This window comes from Phaeobacter sp. BS52, assembly GCF_045040595.1.
Taxonomy (GTDB): Bacteria; Pseudomonadota; Alphaproteobacteria; order Rhodobacterales; family Rhodobacteraceae; genus Phaeobacter; species Phaeobacter piscinae.
Map to the genome: position 1 here is coordinate 2,042,006 of NZ_CP090662.1, position 21,689 is coordinate 2,063,694.

A 21,689-nucleotide genomic window follows, 5' to 3' on the forward strand; every position below is an offset into this window, starting at 1 on the left:
TTTTTCAATTTCAGCGCAGACGTTGCTCTGTCGTCCCGTCGAAGACGTATGCATCCGCATCATCAAAGCCCAGGGCAACGGCCGTCCCCTCAGGCAAGGCTTCGTCACCGCGGGTCTCAACTATGAGCTTTTCACCGGTTGGTGTGCTCAGATAGTCGTAGGACACACCGCCAAGTCGCTCCCTGAGGTCCAGAACCAAGCTGCTGTCTGCGGCTGTCACGCTCAGATGCTGCGGACGCAGACCCAACAGCACCTTGCTGCCATCTGCTGGCAAGGCCACTGAGGTCGCAACGCGACGGTTTTCAAGCGCGGGCACAACGACACCGTCGCCCTGCACGGTTCCTTGAAGGAAGTTCATGCTGGGCGAGCCGATAAAGCCCGCCACAAAGCGATTATCAGGATCTGCATAAAGCTCCATCGGGCTACCGACCTGCTCCACACGTCCGGCACGCAGCACCACAATTTTATCCGCCAGTGTCATCGCTTCGACCTGATCATGGGTCACATAGATCATCGTCGCACCGATTTCCTTGTGCAGGCGCGCGATTTCAACACGCATGTCGACCCGCAGTTCGGCGTCAAGATTGGACAGCGGTTCGTCGAACAAAAACACCTCAGGCCCCCGCACGATCGCACGGCCAATCGCAACCCGCTGACGCTGACCACCCGACAGGGCCTTGGGCTTGCGTTTGAGATAGTCGTCCAGCTTCAGGATCCGGCTGGCTTCGGCCACTTTCTCCCGGACCTTCTCCTTGGGGTGACCGTTCATCTTGAGGCCAAAGCCCATATTGTCCTCCACCGTCATATGCGGATAGAGCGCATAGGACTGGAAGACCATCGCAACGCCGCGATCTGCCGCGTCAAGGCAGGTCACGTCCCGATCGCCGATATGAATATTACCGCTGCTGGTTTCCTCAAGCCCGGCAATCATCCGCAACAATGTCGACTTCCCGCAGCCCGAAGGACCAACGAAGACACAAAATTCGCCGTCGTCGATGCTGAGATCCACATCATGGATCACCTGCACATCTCCATATTTCTTGACGGCCTTGGCCAAAGTGACCCCTGTCATGCGTCTTCTCCCCTTGGGTTAACTTGGAAATTGCCAGGTCTCGGCAGCGGTTGCGATGTCCTTGGCCGTTTGCAGCAGCGCCGGGCGCAGAGCCGTCAGCCCCTCCAGCGACTGACGTTGCAGCGATGATGTGATCGACAGCCCGCCCATCACCTTGCCCGCCTCCGACAGGATCGGGGCGGCGATGCAGATGATACCCGGTTCATGCTCTTCCCGATCAAAGGCCACACCATCACGGCGGATCTCGGCAAGCTCGTTCAGCAGCGCCTCAGGTGTTGCAAGGGTGTGCGCGGTGTGGGCAAAAAACGCCTGCCTGCGAATGGCGTCGGCCTGTGCATCAGCTGACAGATGGGCAATCATGGCCTTACCAACACCGGTGCAATAGCCCGGCCCGATCTTTCCAGCCTGGCTGAACATTTCAATCGGCGTTTCTGCATTGCGCTTGTCAACATAGAGCACCTGCCCACGATCAAGCTGCGCCAGATGAATGGTTTCCCCGACATCCGCAGACAGTTGATCCAGATAGGGACGGGCCACGGGTGCCAATGCGCTTTGCCGCCACGCAGCATGGGCCAAGCGTACCAACCGCAGGCCCGGTGCGTATGTCTGACTGGTTTCGTCGTAGGCCAACATCCCCTGATTGGTCAGGGTCTGGACCAGCCGGTACAGCGTTGCTTTCGGGTGGTCGGATGCGGCCAGCACCTCGCCAAACCGCATCGGGCGGCCAGCCTCGGCGATCTGATCCAGCACCGCCAGCGCCTTGCCGACGGTACCATCCGCCTCTCGTGATTGGGGCGCAGCTTTCGCCATCACTGTCCTTTCTCTGACCGAACCCAGCCGATGTAACTGTTGACATCCTTAGCCGAGCGCGTTCATAGTTTCAATAGTTGGAATTTGGTTCCATTATATGAAACAAAAGAACCTACGTCAACAGGGAGGACGTCATGAAGACTTTGAAAGGAACGGTTGCGGGTCTCGCTCTCAGCCTTGGCCTGGCCACTGCGGCACAGGCTGAATTGAGTGGCACGCTCAAGATTTTTTCGGACATGTCCAATCCTGCGCCCCGCGCAGTGATGGAGCAGATGGCGGAGGAATTCGACGCCATGCATCCCGATCTGTCAGTTGAACTGACCGTGATCGACCGCGAAGCCTATAAGACACAGATCCGCAACTTCCTGTCGGCGAATCCGCCCGATGTGGCCAACTGGTATGCCGCGAACCGTATGCGGCCCTACGTCTCTGCTTGGCCTCTTCGAGGATATCAGTGATCTATGGGCAGAACCTGAAATCGCCGATGCGCTGGCCTCCACCAAAGGTGCGATGACGCTGGATGGCAAGCAATGGGGCGTTCCCTATACCTACTACCAGTGGGGCGTCTACTACCGTGAAGACATCTACAATGAGCTCGGTCTCGAAGAGCCCAAGGACTGGGCAACCTTCAAATCGAACTGCCAGAAGATCCTCGATTCGGGACGCAAGTGCTTCACCATCGGCACCAAGTTTCTGTGGACCGCAGGCGGTTGGTTTGACTACCTGAACATGCGCACAAACGGCTACGACTTCCATATGGCGCTGACCAACGGAGAAGTTGCCTGGACCGATGACCGCGTGAAGCAGACCTTCGCCAATTGGCGCGAGCTGATCGACATGGGCGCCTTCATCGACAACCATCAGTCCTACAGCTGGCAGGAAGCCCTACCGTTCATGGTCAAGGGCGAGGCCGCGGCCTATCTGATGGGCAATTTTGCTGTGGCGCCGCTGCGCGAAGCGGGCCTTGGCACGGATCAGCTGGACTTCTACCAGTTCCCCAGCATCAACCCCGATGTCGAGCTGGCAGAGGACGCACCAACGGACACCTTCCACATTCCGTCCGGTGCACAGAACAAGGAGGCCGCACGCGCCTTCCTGCGCTTTGTCGTGTCAGCTGACAATCAGACCAAAATCAACGGTGGCGCAGCCCTTGGTCAGTTGCCGGTCAACTCCGGCTCTTCGGTCGATGATGACGAGATGCTGAACCAGGGATTTGAGATGCTGTCGTCCAATTCCCCGGGTGGTATTGCGCAATTCTTTGATCGCGATGCGCCTGCCGAAATGGCCTCGGTCGCGATGGAAGGGTTCCAGGAGTTCATGGTGTTCCCGGACAATCTGGATGACATCCTGAACCGGCTGGAGAAGGCACGCGAGCGGGTCTACTGATCAGCGCCATTTTCCCAAACAGCAAGGCCGACAGTCGCCAGCCTTGCCCTCCTCATGAGTTCCCGGCGCCCTGACGCCAGATCGCCATCCGCCTGTCGGGATCCGTGACCAAACCACGCTACTGACGATAACAAGGGAGATTTCCCGTGGCTGAGATGAACCTCGCTCCAGAAACCGGATCGTCTGCCACCTCACCCGGTGTCAGTGACAGCTGGCTCAGGCGCAACCGGCAAGCCCTTGCGCCTTGGCTGTTTCTCGCACCCGGCGTGATCTTCTTTCTGTTTTATGTAATTTTCCCAATTCTGCAGAGCTTCAACCTATCGTTTTATCGCTGGGACGGTCTGGGTGACCCGCAGTTCATCGGGATGGAAAATTACCGGGAATTGATGGATGACCGCGCGTTTGAGGTCTCTCTCTGGAACAATCTCAAATGGCTGCTGCTTTACCTCCTTGCGATCCCGGCAGGCCTGTTCATCGCCTTGTTCCTCAATCAGACTGTGACAGGTATCCGCCTCTACAAATCATTGTTCTTCTTTCCGTTTGTGATCAGCCAAGTGGTTGTCGGGTTGGTGTTCAGCTGGTTCTATGACCCCACATTCGGCCTCCTTAATCAGGTGTTGGCTTGGCTCGGCCTTGGTCCGATCAATGTGCTGGGCGATCCGACGCTGGTGACCTATGGCATTATCATTGCTTAGCCTCTGGCCCCAGACAGCCTATTGCATGATCCTCTACCTGACCGGCCTCAATGCGGTTGACCCCGAACAGGTCGAGGCCGCGCGTCTGGATGGAGCAAAAGGCGCCAAAATGCTGTGGTATGTGATCATCCCGCAGCTGCGTCCGGCGACCTTCGTGGCGTTTGTCGTAACCATCATCGGCGCGCTGCGCAGTTTTGACCTCATCTCAATCATGACCAACGGTGGCCCATTTGGCTCAAGCCGGGTGCTGTCGTTCTATATGTTTGAGAAGGCGCTGTCCGAATATGGCTTCCGCATGGGCTATGGCGCGGCCATAGCTGTGGTTTTGTTCCTGATCATGCTCTGCTTCATCGCCTATTTCCTGTGGTCCATGTACCAAGACGACAAAGGGGCCCGCTGATGTTTCCGAAACCCATTCAGAATAGCTCGCGCGCGTGGCAGACAACCTATCAGGCGCTGGTCCCAGCAGCCCTTATCATGTGGCTGCTGCCACTGATCGCCGTGGCGATTTTCTCGATCAAGCCAGAGGCCGATTTCACCACAGGCAATTACTGGGGGGTGCCGTCATCCTTCGAAGGGGTCAGCAATTATGGCCGGGTCTTCTTTGGTTCCGACATGCCGCGGTATTTGCTCAACTCTGTCCTGATCACCGTCCCTACCGTGATCGGCGCAGTCGCCCTGTCCTGCATGACGGGCTTTGCGCTTGGCGTGTATAAATTCCGCGGCAATCTGTTGCTGTTCTTTATGTTTGTGGCGGGCAACTTCGTCCCGTTTCAGATCCTGATGGTGCCAGTGCGCGATCTGACGCTGGACATGGGGCTTTACAACACGAAGACGGGTCTGGTGCTGTTTCACATTGCGTTCCAGACCGGGTTCTGCACGCTGTTCATGCGTAATTTCATCCGCGCCCTGCCCTATGAGCTGATAGAGGCGGCCCGCGTCGAAGGTGTCGCAGAGTGGCGGATTTTCTGGTTCGTGGTTCTGCCACTGATGAAGCTAAGCAATTGCCGCGCTCAGTGTGCTGATCTTCACCTTCATCTGGAACGACTACTTCTGGGCGGTCGTTCTGACCCAAGGCGCCGAGAGTCAGCCCGTCACAGCAGGTATCACATCATTCAACGCGCAATACCGCGCGGCTTACCATCTGATGAGTGCGGGCAGCATTGTCGCGGCGCTGCCGCCGGTTGCGATGTTCTTCCTGATGCAGCGCCACTTTATCGCCGGTCTGACTCTGGGGGCCGTGAAGTGAGCACGATCACCGGTATCCGCTGTTGGGCGCTTCAGGATCAGAGGCAAAGCCTGATCCTCGCTGCCCATGGCACAGATTTGGCAGAGATCATCTACTGGGGGCCGTGCCTGCCGGATGGGACTGATCTGGAGATGCTTGTTGCCGCCGCGCGCATGGATGTGACGGGGGGCATGCTGGATGCCGTGCCGCCGCTGTCGATCTGCCCCGAGGCCCGGCGGACCTTTCCCGGACAGCCGGGTCTGTCGCTCACGGACAGCACAGGCAAGGCGCTGCTGCCGCGCTTCGCGTTTGATCGAGCGGAAGAAGGCGACCTGAGCCTCATCCTACATTACCACGACACCGGCAACGGTCTTCGCTATCAGGCGATGTTTGAACTGACGCCCACAACCGGCATGATCCGTGCGCAGGCCTCGCTCGCCTCCGAACAGCCGATCAGCGTGAACTGGCTCTCTGCACCAGTCTTTCCGGGGCCTCAGAACAGTCACGAGATGATCGATTTTCATGGTCGCTGGATCGGGGAGTTTCAGACCAGCAGGACACCCTGGAGCGCTCAGCGCACGGCTCAGGGACAATCCCACCGGTCGCACCGGGCATGAGTATTTCCCCGGCCTGATCGTGCCCTGCACAGGCACCACAAACAGCCAAGGAGCCGCCTACGCTTTTCACTACGGCTGGTCCGGAGGCCACAAAATGCTGGCTGAGGAACTGCCTGACGGACGGCGCCAGATCCAATGGGGGCACGCAACCGGCAGCCGCCGCACCCCCGGCATCCAATTTGAAACCGCGCCACTATATGCAGTGTTCTCGGATCAGGGGATAAACGGTTGCGCCGTTGCCTTTCAGCGCCACTTGCGCGACGATACCCTTCAGCCTCCTGCCCCTGCGCGCCCGCGACCGGTGCATTACAACTGCTGGGAAGCGGTCTATTTCGACCACGACCACGCCACGCTCTGCGATATTGCAAGCCGGGCCGCAGCTTTGGGAGCCGAACGGTTCGTGCTGGACGATGGTTGGTTCGGCAAACGCGATGACGATACCAGCTCCCTCGGCGACTGGACAATCGATGCGCGCAAATATCCCGATGGGCTGATGCCCCTGATCAACCATGTTCATGCAGAAGGCATGACATTCGGCATCTGGTTTGAGCCGGAAATGATCAACCTGGACAGCGATCTGTTTCACGCCCACCCCGACTGGGTTCTGGGCGATCCTGATCAGGTCCTGGGCCGACAACAGATGGTGCTGAATATCGCCCGACCAGAGGTTCAGGCCTATCTCTACGAACGCATCTCAGCCGTACTTGCCGACCATCCCATCGACTATGTGAAATGGGATCACAATCGTGTGCTACCCGAGCCAGACAGCGCGCAGGCTGAGGCGATCTATGCACTTTTTGACCGGCTGCGGGCAGGCTTCCCCTCGGTGGAATTTGAGAGTTGTTCATCCGGTGGCGGGCGTATCGACTTTGGCATTCTGTCGCGCACCCATCGCGTCTGGCTCTCTGACAGCAACGACCCGTTGGAGCGGCTGCGGATCCAGCACGAAGCCGCGCTTTTCCTGCCTATGGTCGTGACGGGCAGTCACGTCGGCCCACGTCAGTGCCACACCTCCGGTCGCATAACCGACATCCGCCTCCGTGCCTGGGTCGCAGCGCAGCGGCATATGGGCTTTGAAATGGACCCGCGAGAGCTGACGGTGGATGAGGCCAAGGTCCTGCGCGATGTAACCAACTGGTGGAAAGATAACCGGCATTGGACCGAGCGGGCGGATATTCTGCGCCTCGACAGTGACGATCCGGCAGTGATCGCAGAGCTGCAACGCGCCGAGGATGGCAGTCGGTTTGTCGCCTTTGCTAGCCTCTCAAAAGCCAGTGCGCAGATCCTGCCCCGTCCGCTGCGCCTCACTGGACTGGATGCGGATGCGACCTACGACATCCGCCTACTGAACCGCGACGACGCCCCCGGCCTGTCGCGTGGCTCTCCACTCCTGAAAACCGAAAACGCCCGCCTCAGCGGCCAATATCTGATGCACCAAGGGATCACCCTGCCCTGGACCTTCCCACAGTCGATCTGGGTGATTGAAGGAACACGCCTATGACCAAAGACAGACGAAATCGCGCCTGGTACGGCAAACTGGACAAAGACGGATTTATCCACCGCAGCTGGATGAAAAATCAGGGGTTTCCCGATCACGCCTTTGACGGCCGTCCGATTATCGGGATTTGCAACACATGGTCCGAGCTAACGCCCTGCAACTCCGGCCTGCGCGATCTTGCCGAAGGGGTGAAGCGCGGCGTTTGGGAGGCGGGCGGGTTCCCTGTGGAATTCCCGGTGATGTCGCTGGGCGAAACCCAGATGAAGCCAACCGCGATGCTGTTCCGCAACCTCCTCGCGATGGATGTGGAGGAATCGATCAGGGCCTACGGCATCGATGGTGTTGTCCTGCTCGGCGGTTGTGACAAGACGACCCCCGGCCAGCTGATGGGGGCTGCCTCTGTTGATCTGCCTGCCATCGTGGTCAGTTCCGGACCGATGCTGAACGGCAAATGGCAGGGCAAGGATATCGGCTCTGGCACGGATGTATGGAAGTTCTCCGAAGCGGTGCGTGCGGGAGAGATGACGCTACAGGACTTCATGGCGGCAGAATCAGGCATGAGCCGGTCCAAGGGCGTGTGCATGACAATGGGTACAGCCTCCACCATGGCGTCCCTCGTTGAAGCGATGGGGATGAGCCTGCCAACCAACGCTGCCCTGCCCGCAGTAGATGCCCGCCGCATGGCACTGGCGCATCTGACTGGCAAGCGGATCGTCGAGATGGTCGAGGAAGATATCAAACCCTCCGACGTGCTGACCCGTGATGCCTTCATCAACGCGATCATGGCCAATGCGGCGGTTGGCGGCTCTACCAATGCGGTTGTTCACCTCCTGGCGCTGGCTGGCCGCGTCGGAGTTGAACTGGCCCTGGATGACTTCGGCCTCGGCAGTGATATCCCGCTCCTGGTCAACTGCATGCCCTCAGGCAAATACCTGATGGAAGATTTCTGCTATGCCGACGGCATGCCGGTTGTGTTGAAACAACTTGCCGACAATGGGCACCTGCGCAGCAACACCACCGTTCTGGGCGGCGATATCATGGCCTATGCCGAGGGTGCGGAATGTTTCAACGAAGACGTCATTAAGCGCTTTGACGAACCCGTCAAACCGGCAGCGGGCCTGCGTGTTCTGCGCGGCAATCTTGCGCCCAACGGTGCCATCGTCAAACCCTCAGCCGCGACAGATCATCTGCTGGAGCACGAAGGCATCGCCCATGTTTTCGAGACCATTGAGGACATGAAAGCCAACATTGACCGCGACGATCTACCAGTGACCAAAGACAGCATTCTGGTTCTGAAAGGTGTTGGCCCCAAGGGTTATCCCGGCATGCCCGAGGTCGGCAATATGCCGATCCCCCGCAAACTGGTCCGCGAAGGGGTGCGTGATATGATCCGCATTTCCGATGGTCGCATGTCCGGGACGGCCTTTGGGACAGTTATTCTGCATGTCTCGCCAGAATCACAGGCGGGCGGCCCCCTTGGTCTGGTACAGACCGGCGACCGGATCCGGGTCAGTGCAGAAAACGGCACGCTTGACCTTCTGGTCTCAGCAGAAGAGCTGACCTCGCGCCGGGAGGCCTGGCAGCCGGAGCCGCCGCATTACACGCGCGGCTATGCAAAACTTTATGTCGACAGCGTCCTTCAGGCCGAAGAAGGCGCTGACCTTGATTTCCTCGTGGGCAAAGATACCCGCCCTGTCACACGGGAGAGCCACTGATGAGCGATACCGCAATCTTTCCGGACCTGAAGGGCGCATCGGTTTTCATCACCGGCGGCGGTTCCGGCATCGGGGCCGCGCTGAGCGAAGGGTTTCTACGGCAAGGCGCAAGGGTCGCCTTTGTCGGACGCTCTGACGCCTCTGACTTTGTTGACCGCATGGAAGCCGAGACTGGCAACCGCCCCCTGTTCATCCAATGCGACATCACCGATATTCCGGCGCTGAAAGCGGCTATTAAGCAGGCAGCCGAAGCACATGGCCCGATCACCACACTGGTGAACAACGCAGCCAATGATCGGCGCCACGCCACATCGGATGTGGACGAAGAGTTTTGGGACTGGGCGCAGGCGATCAATCTCAAGGCCTATTTCTTTGCCTGTCAGGCGGTATTGCCGGGGATGCAAGCCGCGGGTGGTGGCTCCATCATCAACTTCACCTCCATCAGCTACATGATGGGAAACAGCGGCTACCCTGCCTATACCACCGCAAATGCAGGTATCAACGGCATGACCCGGAGCCTCGCCCGCGAGTTCGGACCAGATCGCATACGGGTCAATGCCTTGGCGCCGGGTTGGGTGCTCACGGATAAGCAGCTGGATCAATGGGCAACGCCAGAGGCACTTGCGGCCCACCTGGAACGCCAGTGCCTGAAGGACCATCTGGCCCCTAAGGACATTGTCGGCTCCACCTTGTTTTTGGCCTCTGCAACAAGCCGCATGATCACCGGCCAGACTCTGGTGGTGGACGGCGGGGTTGTGGTGACGGGATGACAGCTCCGCCCGACCTCTCCCCAGATAGAACGTCAGACACATCTGCACCTGCATGGATTGCGGCAGACTGGGGGACAAGCCAGTTGCGGCTCTGGGTGATGGATGCACGAAATCAAGTGATCGCCCGCCTCACCTCTGACCGTGGCATGTCACGGCTGTGCCCACAGGACTATGAACCCACACTTCTGGACCTCTTGGGCGATCATCTCCCAACGGGCGAAAACTACCCGCTCCCCGTTATCTGCTGTGGAATGGCAGGCTCGCGCCAAGGTTGGGCCGAGGCCCCCTATGCCAGCGCCCCCTGCCCGCCGCCAGGCATTGCCGAGGCCACCCAGCCTAGCCATCACGGATCCACGCCTCGCGGTCTATTTGCTGCCTGGCATCAAAACCACGGATCCGGCTGATGTCATGCGCGGAGAGGAGACCCAAATCGCAGGGTTTCTTTCCCAAGGCAGCAATCAACAGGAAACCCAGGTCATCTGCCTGCCCGGCACCCACAGCAAATGGGTCAAGCTTGATCAGGGGCAGGTCACCAGTTTCTCCACCTTCATGACCGGTGAGATGTTTGCCCTGCTCCGGGGACAATCCGTGCTGCGACACTGCGTATCTGAGGAGGGCTGGGATGACGCCGCTTTTACCCAAGCCATCGCTGAGAGCCTCGCAGCTCCGGCCTCGATCTCGGCGCAGCTGTTTCGCCTGCGCGCAGATGCGTTGCTGACCGGCCAGCCACCGGAAACCGGTAGAGCCCGCCTGTCGGGCCTGTTGATCGGGGCCGAGCTAGCGGCGACCCAAAACGACTGGTCACACCAACCTATCACCATACTGGGCACCGATCTGCTGGCCCGCTGCTATGAAACAGCCCTGTGCGCGCTGGGGTGCGCCCCCCAGCGCGTTGACGCCGAAACCCTGACCCTTGCCGGCCTCTCAGCCGCGTATGATCAATTGCAAAAGAGCCAAACCCCATGAGCCGAAATATTATCGCCATCCTGCGCGGCCTGCGTCCTGACGAGGCACGCCCCATGACCGATGCCCTGATTGCCGCCGGTATCACCAAGATCGAAGTCCCGCTGAATTCTCCCCAGCCCTACGACAGCATCGCCGCCATGCTGGATCAGGCGAAGGGGCGCGCCACAGTCGGTGCAGGTACCGTTCTCGATACCGGTGCGGTTGCTCAGCTCTCAGCCATGGGGGCACAGATGGTGGTGTCGCCCGACTGCAACCCGGATGTGATCCGCGCGACGAAAACGGCAGGTCTGTTGTCCTATCCAGGGGTTTTTACCGCGTCAGAGTGTTTTTCTGCTCTCCGTGCCGGAGCGGATGGCCTGAAATTCTTCCCCGCCTTCAAACTGGGACTGGACGGGTTTTCGGCGTTGAAGGCGGTATTGCCAATGGATGCTGAAACCTACGCTGTGGGCGGCGTTGGTCCTGACGACTTCTCAGCGTGGCAGAGGGCTGGCATAACCGGTTTCGGCATGGGCTCCTCTCTCTATAAACCCGGCCGCGCAGTCGAAGACGTCGCCCGTCTTGCGGCAGAAACCGTTGCGGCTTACGACGAGGCCTTTGATGGCAGATGACCCAAAAATCCATGCAGCGGCGGCTCAGGTCCTCAGCGAAACCCGCTGCACCCTTGGCGAAGGGCCGCTGTGGCACCCGACCCGCAAGCAGCTGTTCTGGTTCGATATCCTCGAAAAGCGGCTGCTCAGCGTTGTTGGGGAAACGGAGATCCACTGGCAGTTCGACGACTGCGTGTCCGCCGCTGGCAGGGTCGATGAAACGACCCTGATCATGGCCAGCGCCAGCGCGCTCTGGCGGTTTGATATCGAAAGCGGCGCGCGGATCCATCTGGTAGATCTGGAGGCAGATCAGCCCCTGACCCGCTCGAACGATGGTCGGGCAGACCCCTGGGGCGGGTTCTGGATCGGGACTATGGGCTATAAGGCGGAGTTCGGTCTGGGCGCGATCTATCGCTACTATCGGGGCGAGCTGCGCCAATTGATACCAAACCAGACCATCACCAATGCGATCTGTTTTGCCCCGGACAAATCCTGCGCCTATTTCACCGACACCAAGATGGGCAAGATCATGCGGCAGACACTGACAGCAGAGGACGGATGGCCGATTGGCGAACCATCGGTGTTTATCGATCTTAGCGGCGAAGATTTCGGCCCCGATGGCGCCATTGTTGACACGGAAGGCCGGTTCTGGAACGCGCAGTGGGGGGCAGGCCGTGTCGCGGTCTACACCCCAACGGGAGAGCTGACAGCAATCTATCCGGTCCCGACCGCGCAGGCCTCCTGCCCAGCCCTGGGCGGGGAAGACCTGTCAGACCTGTTCATCACCACCGCCGCAGATGGGCTGAATGATCCGGCAGCGGGCAAGACCTACCGCATTCATACGACGGCCAAGGGCCAGCGCGAACACCGCGTCATTCTTTGAGGACCATCATGCAGCGCACGCTTGGCACCTGCTACTATCCCGAACACTGGCCTGAAGATATCTGGCAGGAGGACGCCGCACGCATGGTCGCGGCGGGGCTCACCTGGGTCCGCATTGGCGAATTCTCCTGGTCACAGATAGAACCTACCCCCGGTGATCTGCAATGGGACTGGCTGGACCGGGCCATCGACACCTTGGTCGCGGCCGGATTGAAGGTGGTACTGGGCACCCCGACCGCAACGCCGCCGCGCTGGATGGTGGACCGCCACCCTAACATGTTTGCGCTGGATGCAGACGGCAAGCCGCGCGGCTTCGGTTCGCGTCGCCACTATTGCTTCAGCCACCAGGGATACCGCACAGAGGCCCGGCGGATCGTCACACTGATGGCGGAGCGCTATGGACCCGGCGAGCGCATCGCCGCCTGGCAGACGGACAATGAATACGGCTGCCACGAGACCACGATCAGCTACTCTGACGCAGCCCGTTTGGCATTCGTGCGGTGGCTGGAAGAGCGGTACGACGGTAACATTTGCGCGCTGAACAGCGCTTGGGGAAATGTGTTCTGGTCGATGGAGTATGAGCGCTTTGACCAGATCGGGTTGCCGAACCTCACCGTGACCGAACCGAACCCAGCCCATGTTCAGGCGTTCCGACGGTTTTCATCGGATCAGGTGGTCAGCTTCAACCGCGATCAGGTGGAGATCCTACGCGCCCATTCCGACGCGCCGATTGCGCATAACTACATGGGGCGGGTGACCGACTTTGACCACTACAAGGTTGGCGTGGATCTGGAGATTGCAAGTTGGGACAGCTACCCCCTGGGCTTTCTTGAGGACCGGGTTGGGGCCAGCACAGCAGATCAGCGCCGATATACGCGGCAGGGTGATCCGGATTTTCAGGCCTTTCACCATGACCTTTACCGTGCTGTGGGGCGTGGGCGCTGGTGGGTGATGGAACAGCAACCCGGCCCGGTCAACTGGGCGCCCTACAATCCCGCGCCCCTGCCCGGCATGGTGCGCTTCTGGACCTGGGAGGCGTTTGCCCATGGGGCAGAGGCGGTCTGCTATTTCCGCTGGCGGCAGGCGCCTTTTGCGCAGGAACAACTCCATGCTGGTCTACTGCGGCCTGATAGTGCAGAGACCCCCGCCATCTCCGAGGCACGTCAGGTCGCTGAAGAATTGGCAAGCGCGGGTGAGGTTGAGCCATCGCAGGCTCCTGTCGCGCTGATCTTCGACTATGACGCAGAATGGGCCTGGCAGGTGCAGCCGCATGGTCAAGGTCTGAGCTACTTCGACCTTGTGCTGGACCACTACCGTGCCCTGCGTCGCGCGGGTCTGTCTGTTGACATCGTCCCGCCGACCCAAAGTGATTTCACCGGATACGAGTTGATCCTTGCCCCCGGCCTGATGCACCTCCCGGATGACCTGCGGAGGGCATTGGCTGATGCGCCAGGTCTGCGTCTTTATGGTCCGCGTACAGCGGCGCGGGATGAGGATTTCAAGATTCCAACCGCCCCGTTGCCGCCCGCTCTTCAGGGGCTGGATGTGGTCATCGCAGCGGTCGAAAGCCTCCGACCGGATATGCCGCTGTCACTCGCAAACGGCGATGGCGCGGTTGTCGGCTATCTGGAAACGCTGGAGGGTGAGGCGGATGTTCTGATCGAAACCTCAACCGGTCATGCGGTCGCTGTCGCTGCGGGCGATCAGGTCTATTGTGCCGGGTGGCTGGATCCGGCGGGCCTGGACCGCTTGATCGCAACGCTCTGCGCCCGCGCGGGCGTGACCATCCGCAAAATGCCCGAGGGTGTGCGTATGCGCCAGACCGCGACGGAGGAATTCTGGTTCAACCATCTCTCCGAGCCGGTAGAGACAGAAGTCGGCACGCTCCCGCCCGCAGGTGTTCTGCGCAGGGCACGCGAAAAAGCCTAAAACAAAATCCGCCGGAACCTGCGCCCCGGCGGATTTTTTCAATGAATCTGGTATCGCCTCAGACTGTGCCGCCAAGGCTTCCCTCAAGCGTTGCCAGCTCCTGCCCGCCTGCCATCAAATCCTGCAGCTCCTCAGCGGAGATTTCGCCGCGCTCTGCCGTCCCGAGGGTCTGGCCGCGGTTCAGCACCGTGAACCGGTCGCCAACGGCCAGGGCATGACGCACGTTGTGGGTGATGAACACCACGGCCACCCCCTGCTTGCGTACCTTGTCGATGGTGGCAAGCACATTGGCGGTCTGGCGCACACCCAGTGCCGATGTCGGCTCATCCAGGATCAGCACCTTGGCGCCGAAATGCACTGCACGGGCGATGGCTACGGTCTGACGTTCCCCCCCCGACAGGGTGCCAACAGCCTGATCCGGCCCACGCAGGTTGATACCCATTTTGCGCATCTCTTCCATGGTGATGCGATTGGCGTAATCATGGTCGAACAGCTTTAGTGGACCGATCTTGCGGATCGGCTCATTCCCCATGAAAAAGTTGCGGCTGACCGACATCAGCGGAATCATCGCGAGATGCTGATGCACAGTGGCAATTCCTGCGGCAATCGCATCACGAGGATCCGCGAAATGCAGCGGCTGACCTTCGAACAGGATGTCGCCCTTGGTGGGTTTATGCACCCCGGACATGGTTTTGATGAAGGTCGATTTCCCGGCTCCGTTGTCGCCAAGCAGGCAGTGGCATTCCCCAGGGAACACATCAACCGAGACACCGGCCAGCGCGATGACGCTGCCAAAGTGCTTTTCGATACCCTGCATGCGGATCAAGGGTTGAGACGTAGTCATATCAGCGCTCCCCTGTGATGACGCGGCGGATATAGGTGTTGAGGATGACCGCAAACAGTAGGATCAGACCGAGGAACACCCGGAACAGTGAGCTTTCAACCCCAGCAAAGAACAGCCCCTGCTGCACCACCCCAAAGATCAGCGCACCGAGCGCCGCCCCCAAAACCGAGCCATAGCCACCGGTTAAGAGCGCGCCACCAATCACCACCGCGATGATGGCTTCAAATTCTTTCAGCAAACCGCGATCCGATCCGGCGCCGCCAAACTCCATCACCTGACAGGTTGCAAAGACGGTCGCGCAGAAAGCCGTGAACATGAACATCAGGATTTTCACGCGGTTGACAGGCACCCCGGAGTTCCGCGCAGCCTCAGCGTCACCGCCCGCCGCAAAGATCCAGTTGCCAAACCGTGTTTTGGTCAGGATGACATGACCAACGATCACCAGCAGAATAGCCCAAACGATGAGCATGGGCAGCCCCTCGACCACCGGCTGCCCCTTGCGGGTGCCGCGTTCAAAAACGGCGATCCAGCCGTTGTCGCCCAGCCACTGGAACAGGCCGGTCAGAATTTTGCCGCCAAACAGTGCCGCCATCCAATCGCCCTCGGCGGCGTCAGCCACCCCGCCAATGATGGTCTTACGTTCAATGGTCTGCGGCAAATAAATAGCAAAGCCGCGCAGGATGAACAGGAACGCCAGCGTGACAATGAAGCTGGGCAGCCCCGTGCGCACCACGATAAATCCATTCAGCGCACCAATGGCTGTGGCGATTGCGAAGGTCACCAAAATAGCCAACCAGACCGGCCAGCCCAGCGTTACGCTGAAAATGGCGATCAACATTCCCGCGAACCCGATCATGGACCCGACCGAGAGATCAAACTCGCCCGCGATCATCAGCAGGCAGGCCCCAACTGCGATGATCATGAACTGGGCGGAGATCTGGCTCCAGTTCATCACGCCCTGGCTGTTGAACATGCCGCTGTCACCAGCAAAAATAAGGAACATCGCGAATACGGTGATGGTGCCGATAATGCCGCCCAATTCGGGTCGGATCATGGCTTCGCGGAATTTCGAACGGGTTTTGATCCGCTCGTCTTCCGCAAATTGGGTAGGTGCGTCAGACATAGTGCTCTCTCTAAAATAAGGGGCGGCTGATGTGTCTCAGCCGCCCGCACTTGGGGAGATGATTACCGGTACTCGCCCGCGAACTCTTCGACCTTTTCCAGGCCGTCCTTGGTTACAAAACCAGGGCCAGAGTTGATGTTGTTGCCGGGCAGCACGCCGTAGCGGTGGTAGTTGGTCAGAACCACGACCGGCAGATAGGCTTGCAGGAACGGCTGCTGATCGATACCCCAGTTGATGACACCGGCTTTCAGACCTTTGACGATTTCCTCACCCAGATCGAAGGTGCCGAAATAGATGTCGCCAGCCATGCCGTTTTCTTCCAGCGCCAGCAGGGTCGGATCCGCCGAAGTCGGGCCGAGTGTCAGAATCGCATCAGTTTCCGGATTGGTGTTGAGATAGGCCAGAACGCGGTTCTTGATTTCCGCCGGATCCTGTCCGCTGTCAATCATCTGATCGCCGAGATCCACACCCAGCCCGTCGGCAAAGCCCTGACAGCGTTCTGTTGAAGATGGCGAACTGATGTAGTGGTTTACGCAAAGAAAGCTGCCGACGCCGTCCGCTTTGGCGCGCATACCCGCCGCATGGCCTGCGTCATATTCTGGCTGACCAACATACATCAGGGCGCCGACTTCGCGGGCCTGATCCGGGGTGCCGGAGTTCATGATGATCACATCCACGCCGCTGTCCACGGCCGCTTTGATCGGGCCGGACAGCACATCATAGTCGGACAGGGTTGTGATGATGCCGTTGGGCCCTGAGGCTGCCGCCTGCTCAATGATCCGCGCCATATCGGCGAGGTCACCGGTCGGCGGGTTGCGGTACTCCACCTCCACGTTCATCTGCTCGCCCGCCAGGGCGATCCCGTTCTTGATGGTGTTCCACCAGCTGTCGCTGTCGGGGGCGTGGCTGACGAGGATATATTTTTCACCCTCGGCAGAGGCTGTTGTTGCCAGCATCATCGGCGCCGCTGCAACCGTTGTTGCGAGCATAAATGTCTTGAAGATTGACGTCATTCTTTCCTCCCAAAGTTTTACCGTCACGATCGCGTCCGGGCGGTCCCATTCGCGTCGGGGATCAGAATAACCACGAATCGATTTTTTTTGCAACCGGTTGCAATTTGTGGCAGCATTTTTTCTGCTGAACTCGATTTGGATCCGCGATAGATACTCTGATCCGGTGCGCAGCCGGTTGCACAGGTGGATGGGCCCCAGATGGCCCGGACAAGAGGAAGACCAGGAATGGCTGTAACGTTAAAAGAGGTGGCAGAACGGGCGCAGGTCTCACGATCAGCGGTGTCGCGCACATTCACCGATGGCGCATCCGTCTCCGAAAAGATGCGGCGCAAGGTCGAGAAGGCCGCGCAGGAACTTGGCTACAGTCCGAACGCATTGGCCTCCTCTCTGACAACCGGACGCACCAAACTGATTGGCCTTGTCTCAAACAACTTTCACAACCCGATTTTCCTTGAGGTCTTCGACCGGTTTACACGCCGCTTGCAGGATCGCGGCCTGCGGCCACTGCTGGTCAATCTCTCTGACGAAACCGATCCCGAAAACTCGGTCCGGATGTTGCGACAATATTCTGTGGATGGCGTGGTGGTGGCCTCTTCGACTCTCCCGCCAGGCTTTGCCAAGGCATTTCGCGATGCGGGTGTGCCGGTGGTGCACAGCTTTGGCCGCTCGTCCTCCACTCCGCAGGTACATGTCGTGGGGATCGACAACGTCGAATGTGGCCGGATGGCTGCACGCACGCTTGTAGCCCGCGGATACAAAACGGTCGCTTTCATGGGGGGCCCGCAGACCGCAACCTCAACTCAGGACCGTTGCAAGGGCTTCACGTCGGAGATGGAGATCCATCCAGATGTCACAGCAACGCATAGTTTTGCCGAGGATTACTCCTTCGAGGCGGGCCGCCGTGAAATGCTGCGCCTGCTTCGCGATGACCCGGCTGAGGCCTATTTCTGCGGTGATGACGTTTTGTCGATTGGGGCGCTTAGTGCGATCCGCGAAAAGGGCCTGCAGGTGCCGCAGGACATCGGGGTTATCGGCCTCAACGACATGGAGATGGCACGGTGGGAGAATATTGACCTCACCACCATCCACCAACCGATTGAACAGATCGTCAATTCCTCGATTGAGCTGGTCGCGGCGATGCTGGACGAACCTGATCGCTATCCAGAGGCCCGTATTTTCCCCTGTCATGTGGTAGAGCGCGGAACCCTGCGACCCCAAGAAACCTGAATCACCCGGCATCGAAGAAGGGCGCCGGAATACCGACGCCCCTGCCCTGCTTCAGATCAGGCTCAATCAGCGAAACATAGGCGGACGCGCATCCACCCAGGCCCCGTCTGTTGCGCCGCTCTCCGCGACTGCAAAAACTGCCGCCATGGAGCGTAACCCGTCCTCGGCCCGCGGATATAGATCTGCGGCAGGATCGATTGGGCGCCCGGCCTTTTCAGCCCTGATCGCTTCTGCCAAATCACTGTAAATATTGGCAAAGGCCAGCGGCATCCCCTCGGCATGACCGATGGTTACACGACTGGTGCGATCTGCCTCGGGGCTGAGATTATCCTCGCCACGCTCAATCACCTGCAGCCGTTCACCAAGGGGCATCCAGTAAAGCTGGTTTGGCTGTTCCTGCGACCAACGCAGGCCACCAGTCTCTCCAAACACCTGCAGGGTCAGCCCGTGCTGGCGTCCGATCGCCACCGACGAGGTCCAGAGCCGCCCGACTGTCCCGCCATCAAAGCGCATGTTCACCATGGCGTCATCTTCCAGAACCCGGCTCTCAATACAGCTGACCGTATCAGCTGACAGGCGTTCCACTTCCTGGCCAATGACAAAACTCGCCATATGCAGCGCGTGGATACCGCAATCCGCGAACTGGGCAGATACCCCGGCCTGCGCGGGATCGTAGCGCCAACGCACCCGCGGATTGTCTGCATCAGCCGTGTCCGCATGGTGGCCGTGGGCGAATTCAGCCTTCACGAGCCGGATCTTGCCAAGGTCGCCGCGCGCCACCATTGCCTTCATATGACGGACCAGGGAATAGCCGGAATAGCCATAGTTCACGGCGCAAATCTTGCCCTTCGTCTTGGCGATTTTGACGATTTCCTCGCCTTCTTCCACAGTCATCGTCATCGGCTTTTCGCAGAGCACGTGAAAGCCAGCTTCCAGAAACCTTTTGGTGATCTCAAAGTGCGTGGCATTGGGGGTTGCTACAGTGACCAGATCAACCCGATCCGCGCGATTGCACTCCCCCTCCAGCATCTCCGTCCAGTCACCATAGGCGCGGTCCGCCGCAAGCCCCAGCCGCTGACCATAGGCACGCCCCTCCTCTGGGCGATGATCCAAGGCCGCCGCCGCGAAATCGAAGGCACCATCCAGTCCTGCGCCCAGACGATGAGCCGGTCCGATCTGGCTGCCTTCGCCGCCACCAATCATGCCCCATTTCAGTTTTGTCATGGTGCCGCTCCCTAGTTGAAACCGATAGATTCGAGGTATTCGCGGTTCGCCCGCGCATCACCAACGGGGTCAGGGTCCAGCGTCGGATCGCAATCTTGCTCCACCGTGCACCAGCCAGAAAACCCAGCATCAACAAGCAGTTGCCGAACGGCTGGGAAATCAACATCGCCCTCGCCAAGATTGCAGAAAATCCCCTGCCCACAGGCATCGTAGAAATTTGTCCGCTTGGCGATCACATCTGCCTTCACCTTGGGATCGATGTCCTTGAAATGCATATAGCTGATACGATCCATATGCCGTTTCATAAAGGCAACCGGGTCAAATCCGGCATAGGAATGATGGCCAGTATCGAAACAGATCTTCAGGATCTTGTCGTCAACTTCATCCAGCAAACGCTCCAGCTCCGGCTCAAAATCCATGAACCCCGCTGCATGAGCGTGGATGCCGACGGTCAGACCGTATTCCTCGGTCCCGATCTGGGCCACTGTGGCCAGCCGGTCGCGGAATGCCGACCATTCTGATTGGCCCATCTGTTCAGCCTCCGACGCGCGCCCGGCAGTCGGCGCGCGGCGGGGCGAGATGGAATCGATCAGAACCAAATGCTCCGCGCCATGCGCCTTCAGCGCCTTGCAGGTGCGATGTGCCCCGTCCAGGACGTCGTCCCATTGATCAGGATCATGGAACGCCCGGAACACCACGCCGCCGATCAACTCCAGATCATGTTCGGCCAGCGCATCCCGCAGAATTGCGGGATCTTCGGGCATGTAGCCCACAGGCCCCAACTCAATCCCCTTGTAGCCAGCCTCGGCGCAGTCCTTCAGAACGCTGCGCCAGTCCGGGTTACGGGGATCCTGTGCAAACTCTACCCCCCAGGAACATGGGGCATTGCCAATTCTGATCGTCATTTTGCATTGCTTTCTTAGATATTTAGAACGTTGATACGGTTTGCCAGGACCGCCCTTTTGAGGCGGCCATGGCAGCAGCAATCACCTGATTTACCGCCATCCCATCCTCAAATGTCGGCCAAACCGGTGTCTGTGTTTCGATCGCGCGCAGGAAGTCCCGCGCCTCAATCAGGATCTGATCCTGATACCCGGTGCCATGCCCCGGCCCTTGGCAAAACGGCAGATAGTCGGGATGTGCAGGGCCAGTCAGGATCTTGCGAAAGCCGCGGGTGGCCTCGTCACCCTCGCTCAGATAGAGCCACAGCGCGTTCTGATCCTCTTGATCAAAGCGGATCGCTCCTTTTGTTCCCGTAATTTCATAGGCATAGCCCATCTTACGACCGGTCGCGATACGGCTAAAGAACATCTGTCCCATCGCCCCATTGGCAAAACGGCACATCATCTGCCCCTGGTCGTCATTGGTGACACGGCCACCGGGGCGGTCCGTATGAACGGTCTCTACCTCGGCGATGAGTTCCGTGATCGGCCCGATCAGCGCCATTGCACCATTGATCATATGCGGCGCCAGATCGCCCATGGTCCCATTGGCTTCGCCCTCCGTGCGCCATGTCGCGGGGGCACCGGGATCGGCGTAGAAATCTTCGGTATGTTCGCCGCGAAACCAGGTCACCTCTCCGATCACACCATCGGCAATCAAACGCCGCGCATATTGGCTGGCAGGGGTTCGAATGTAGTTGAACCCGACCATATTGGGACAGCCCGATGTCTCCGCCGCTGCCACCATGGCACGACTATCAGACAGCGATGCACCCAGCGGCTTTTCGCAAAAAACGGGCTTGCCCAGCGCAAAGGCTGCCTCTGCGACGATACGATGGGTCTGCTGTGGAGATGCGATGACAATCGCCTCGACCTTGGGGTCGTTGACCAGCAGCTGCCAGTCGTCCGTTGCGCGTTGAAACCCATAAGCCCGCCGGTACCGCTCCGCACTGGCTGGGGTCGTGGCGCAGACCATTTCCAGACGCGGGCGCAAAGCAGTGTCAAACACCGCCCCCACCGCAGCCATCGCGACGGCATGCGCTTTGCCCATGTAGCCCCCGCCGAGAATTCCGATACCGATTTCGGTCATTCTGGCCTCCCAACCCATCAATTTCAATTTGCAACCGGTTGCAAAACTTGTATCTTGGGATTCGACATCTCG

14 protein-coding genes and 5 pseudogenes are annotated in these 21,689 nt (G+C 59.4%); 11 read left to right on the forward strand and 8 right to left on the reverse strand.

The genetic code is table 11. The features are described from left to right. Positions 1-10: 10 nt before the first annotated feature. Positions 11-1,072, reverse strand: a complete 1,062-nt coding sequence (locus L0Z65_RS09955; protein ID WP_405107244.1) for an ABC transporter ATP-binding protein — start codon at positions 1,070-1,072, stop codon at positions 11-13. An 18-nt stretch (positions 1,073-1,090) separates the two neighbouring features. After that, positions 1,091-1,882 carry an IclR family transcriptional regulator gene (locus tag L0Z65_RS09960; RefSeq protein ID WP_096870747.1) on the reverse strand — a complete coding sequence of 264 codons (792 nt, stop codon included), beginning with the start codon at positions 1,880-1,882 and terminating at the stop codon, positions 1,091-1,093. A 134-nt stretch (positions 1,883-2,016) separates the two neighbouring features. Here L0Z65_RS09960 and L0Z65_RS09965 point away from each other — a divergent pair. From L0Z65_RS09965 to L0Z65_RS10010, 10 genes and pseudogenes are all read left to right on the forward strand, one after another. Next, positions 2,017-3,268, forward strand: a pseudogene (locus L0Z65_RS09965) (ABC transporter substrate-binding protein). Positions 3,269-3,423: 155 nt separating this feature from the next. Further along, positions 3,424-4,363, forward strand: a pseudogene (locus L0Z65_RS09970) (carbohydrate ABC transporter permease). After that, positions 4,363-5,212: pseudogene (locus tag L0Z65_RS09975) on the forward strand (carbohydrate ABC transporter permease). The pseudogenes L0Z65_RS09970 and L0Z65_RS09975 overlap by 1 nt, the downstream one beginning before the upstream one ends. Further along, positions 5,209-7,309 (forward strand): annotated as a pseudogene (locus L0Z65_RS09980) (alpha-galactosidase). The pseudogenes L0Z65_RS09975 and L0Z65_RS09980 overlap by 4 nt, the downstream one beginning before the upstream one ends. After that, on the forward strand, positions 7,306-9,021 hold the full coding sequence (locus L0Z65_RS09985) for an IlvD/Edd family dehydratase (RefSeq protein WP_405107248.1): 1,716 nt from the start codon (positions 7,306-7,308) through the stop codon (positions 9,019-9,021). Before L0Z65_RS09980 ends, L0Z65_RS09985 begins: the two are co-directional and overlap by 4 nt. Next, positions 9,021-9,791: an SDR family NAD(P)-dependent oxidoreductase gene (locus L0Z65_RS09990; protein WP_405107251.1), complete on the forward strand. Its 771-nt coding sequence runs from the start codon at positions 9,021-9,023 to the stop codon at positions 9,789-9,791. Before L0Z65_RS09985 ends, L0Z65_RS09990 begins: the two co-directional genes overlap by 1 nt. Next, positions 9,788-10,757, forward strand: a pseudogene (locus L0Z65_RS09995) (2-dehydro-3-deoxygalactonokinase). The gene L0Z65_RS09990 and the pseudogene L0Z65_RS09995 overlap by 4 nt, the downstream one beginning before the upstream one ends. Next, positions 10,754-11,365, forward strand: a complete 612-nt coding sequence (locus L0Z65_RS10000) for a 2-dehydro-3-deoxy-6-phosphogalactonate aldolase (protein ID WP_405107254.1) — start codon at positions 10,754-10,756, stop codon at positions 11,363-11,365. Before L0Z65_RS09995 ends, L0Z65_RS10000 begins: the two are co-directional and overlap by 4 nt. Further along, the gene (locus L0Z65_RS10005) at positions 11,355-12,227 is read left to right on the forward strand and encodes an SMP-30/gluconolactonase/LRE family protein (RefSeq protein WP_405107257.1); all 873 of its coding nucleotides are present in this window, start codon (positions 11,355-11,357) and stop codon (positions 12,225-12,227) included. The genes L0Z65_RS10000 and L0Z65_RS10005 overlap by 11 nt, the downstream gene beginning before the upstream one ends. 8 nt (positions 12,228-12,235) lie before the next feature. Continuing rightward, positions 12,236-14,155, forward strand: coding sequence for a beta-galactosidase (locus L0Z65_RS10010; RefSeq protein ID WP_405107260.1), 1,920 nt, complete (start codon positions 12,236-12,238; stop codon positions 14,153-14,155). 58 nt (positions 14,156-14,213) lie between these two features. Here the strand turns inward: L0Z65_RS10010 and L0Z65_RS10015 are convergent, their stop codons facing one another. From L0Z65_RS10015 to L0Z65_RS10025, 3 genes are all read right to left on the reverse strand, one after another. Then, on the reverse strand, positions 14,214-14,999 hold the full coding sequence (locus L0Z65_RS10015; protein ID WP_040172410.1) for an ATP-binding cassette domain-containing protein: 786 nt from the start codon (positions 14,997-14,999) through the stop codon (positions 14,214-14,216). A 1-nt stretch (position 15,000) separates the two neighbouring features. Next, entirely contained in the window at positions 15,001-16,122 is a 1,122-nt protein-coding gene (locus L0Z65_RS10020) for an ABC transporter permease (protein ID WP_040172408.1), read from the reverse strand. A 62-nt stretch (positions 16,123-16,184) separates the two neighbouring features. After that, complete coding sequence (locus tag L0Z65_RS10025; RefSeq protein WP_040172405.1) at positions 16,185-17,135, reverse strand: sugar ABC transporter substrate-binding protein; 951 nt, start codon at positions 17,133-17,135, stop codon at positions 16,185-16,187. A 225-nt stretch (positions 17,136-17,360) separates the two neighbouring features. Between L0Z65_RS10025 and L0Z65_RS10030 the strand changes: the two genes are divergently transcribed. Continuing rightward, positions 17,361-18,362: a LacI family DNA-binding transcriptional regulator gene (locus L0Z65_RS10030; RefSeq protein WP_096870734.1), complete on the forward strand. Its 1,002-nt coding sequence runs from the start codon at positions 17,361-17,363 to the stop codon at positions 18,360-18,362. A gap of 66 nt (positions 18,363-18,428) precedes the next feature. Here L0Z65_RS10030 and L0Z65_RS10035 read toward each other — a convergent pair whose 3' ends face one another. From L0Z65_RS10035 to L0Z65_RS10045, 3 genes are read right to left on the reverse strand one after another with little or no spacing between them, the layout of a single operon-like run. Continuing rightward, a complete protein-coding gene (locus L0Z65_RS10035; protein ID WP_405107266.1) occupies positions 18,429-19,586 on the reverse strand; it encodes a Gfo/Idh/MocA family protein in 1,158 nt (385 codons plus the stop codon). A gap of 11 nt (positions 19,587-19,597) precedes the next feature. Beyond that, a complete protein-coding gene (locus L0Z65_RS10040; RefSeq protein WP_096870732.1) occupies positions 19,598-20,491 on the reverse strand; it encodes a sugar phosphate isomerase/epimerase in 894 nt (297 codons plus the stop codon). Positions 20,492-20,513: 22 nt separating this feature from the next. Further along, positions 20,514-21,617, reverse strand: coding sequence for a Gfo/Idh/MocA family protein (locus tag L0Z65_RS10045; RefSeq protein WP_199536569.1), 1,104 nt, complete (start codon positions 21,615-21,617; stop codon positions 20,514-20,516). Positions 21,618-21,689: the final 72 nt, after the last annotated feature.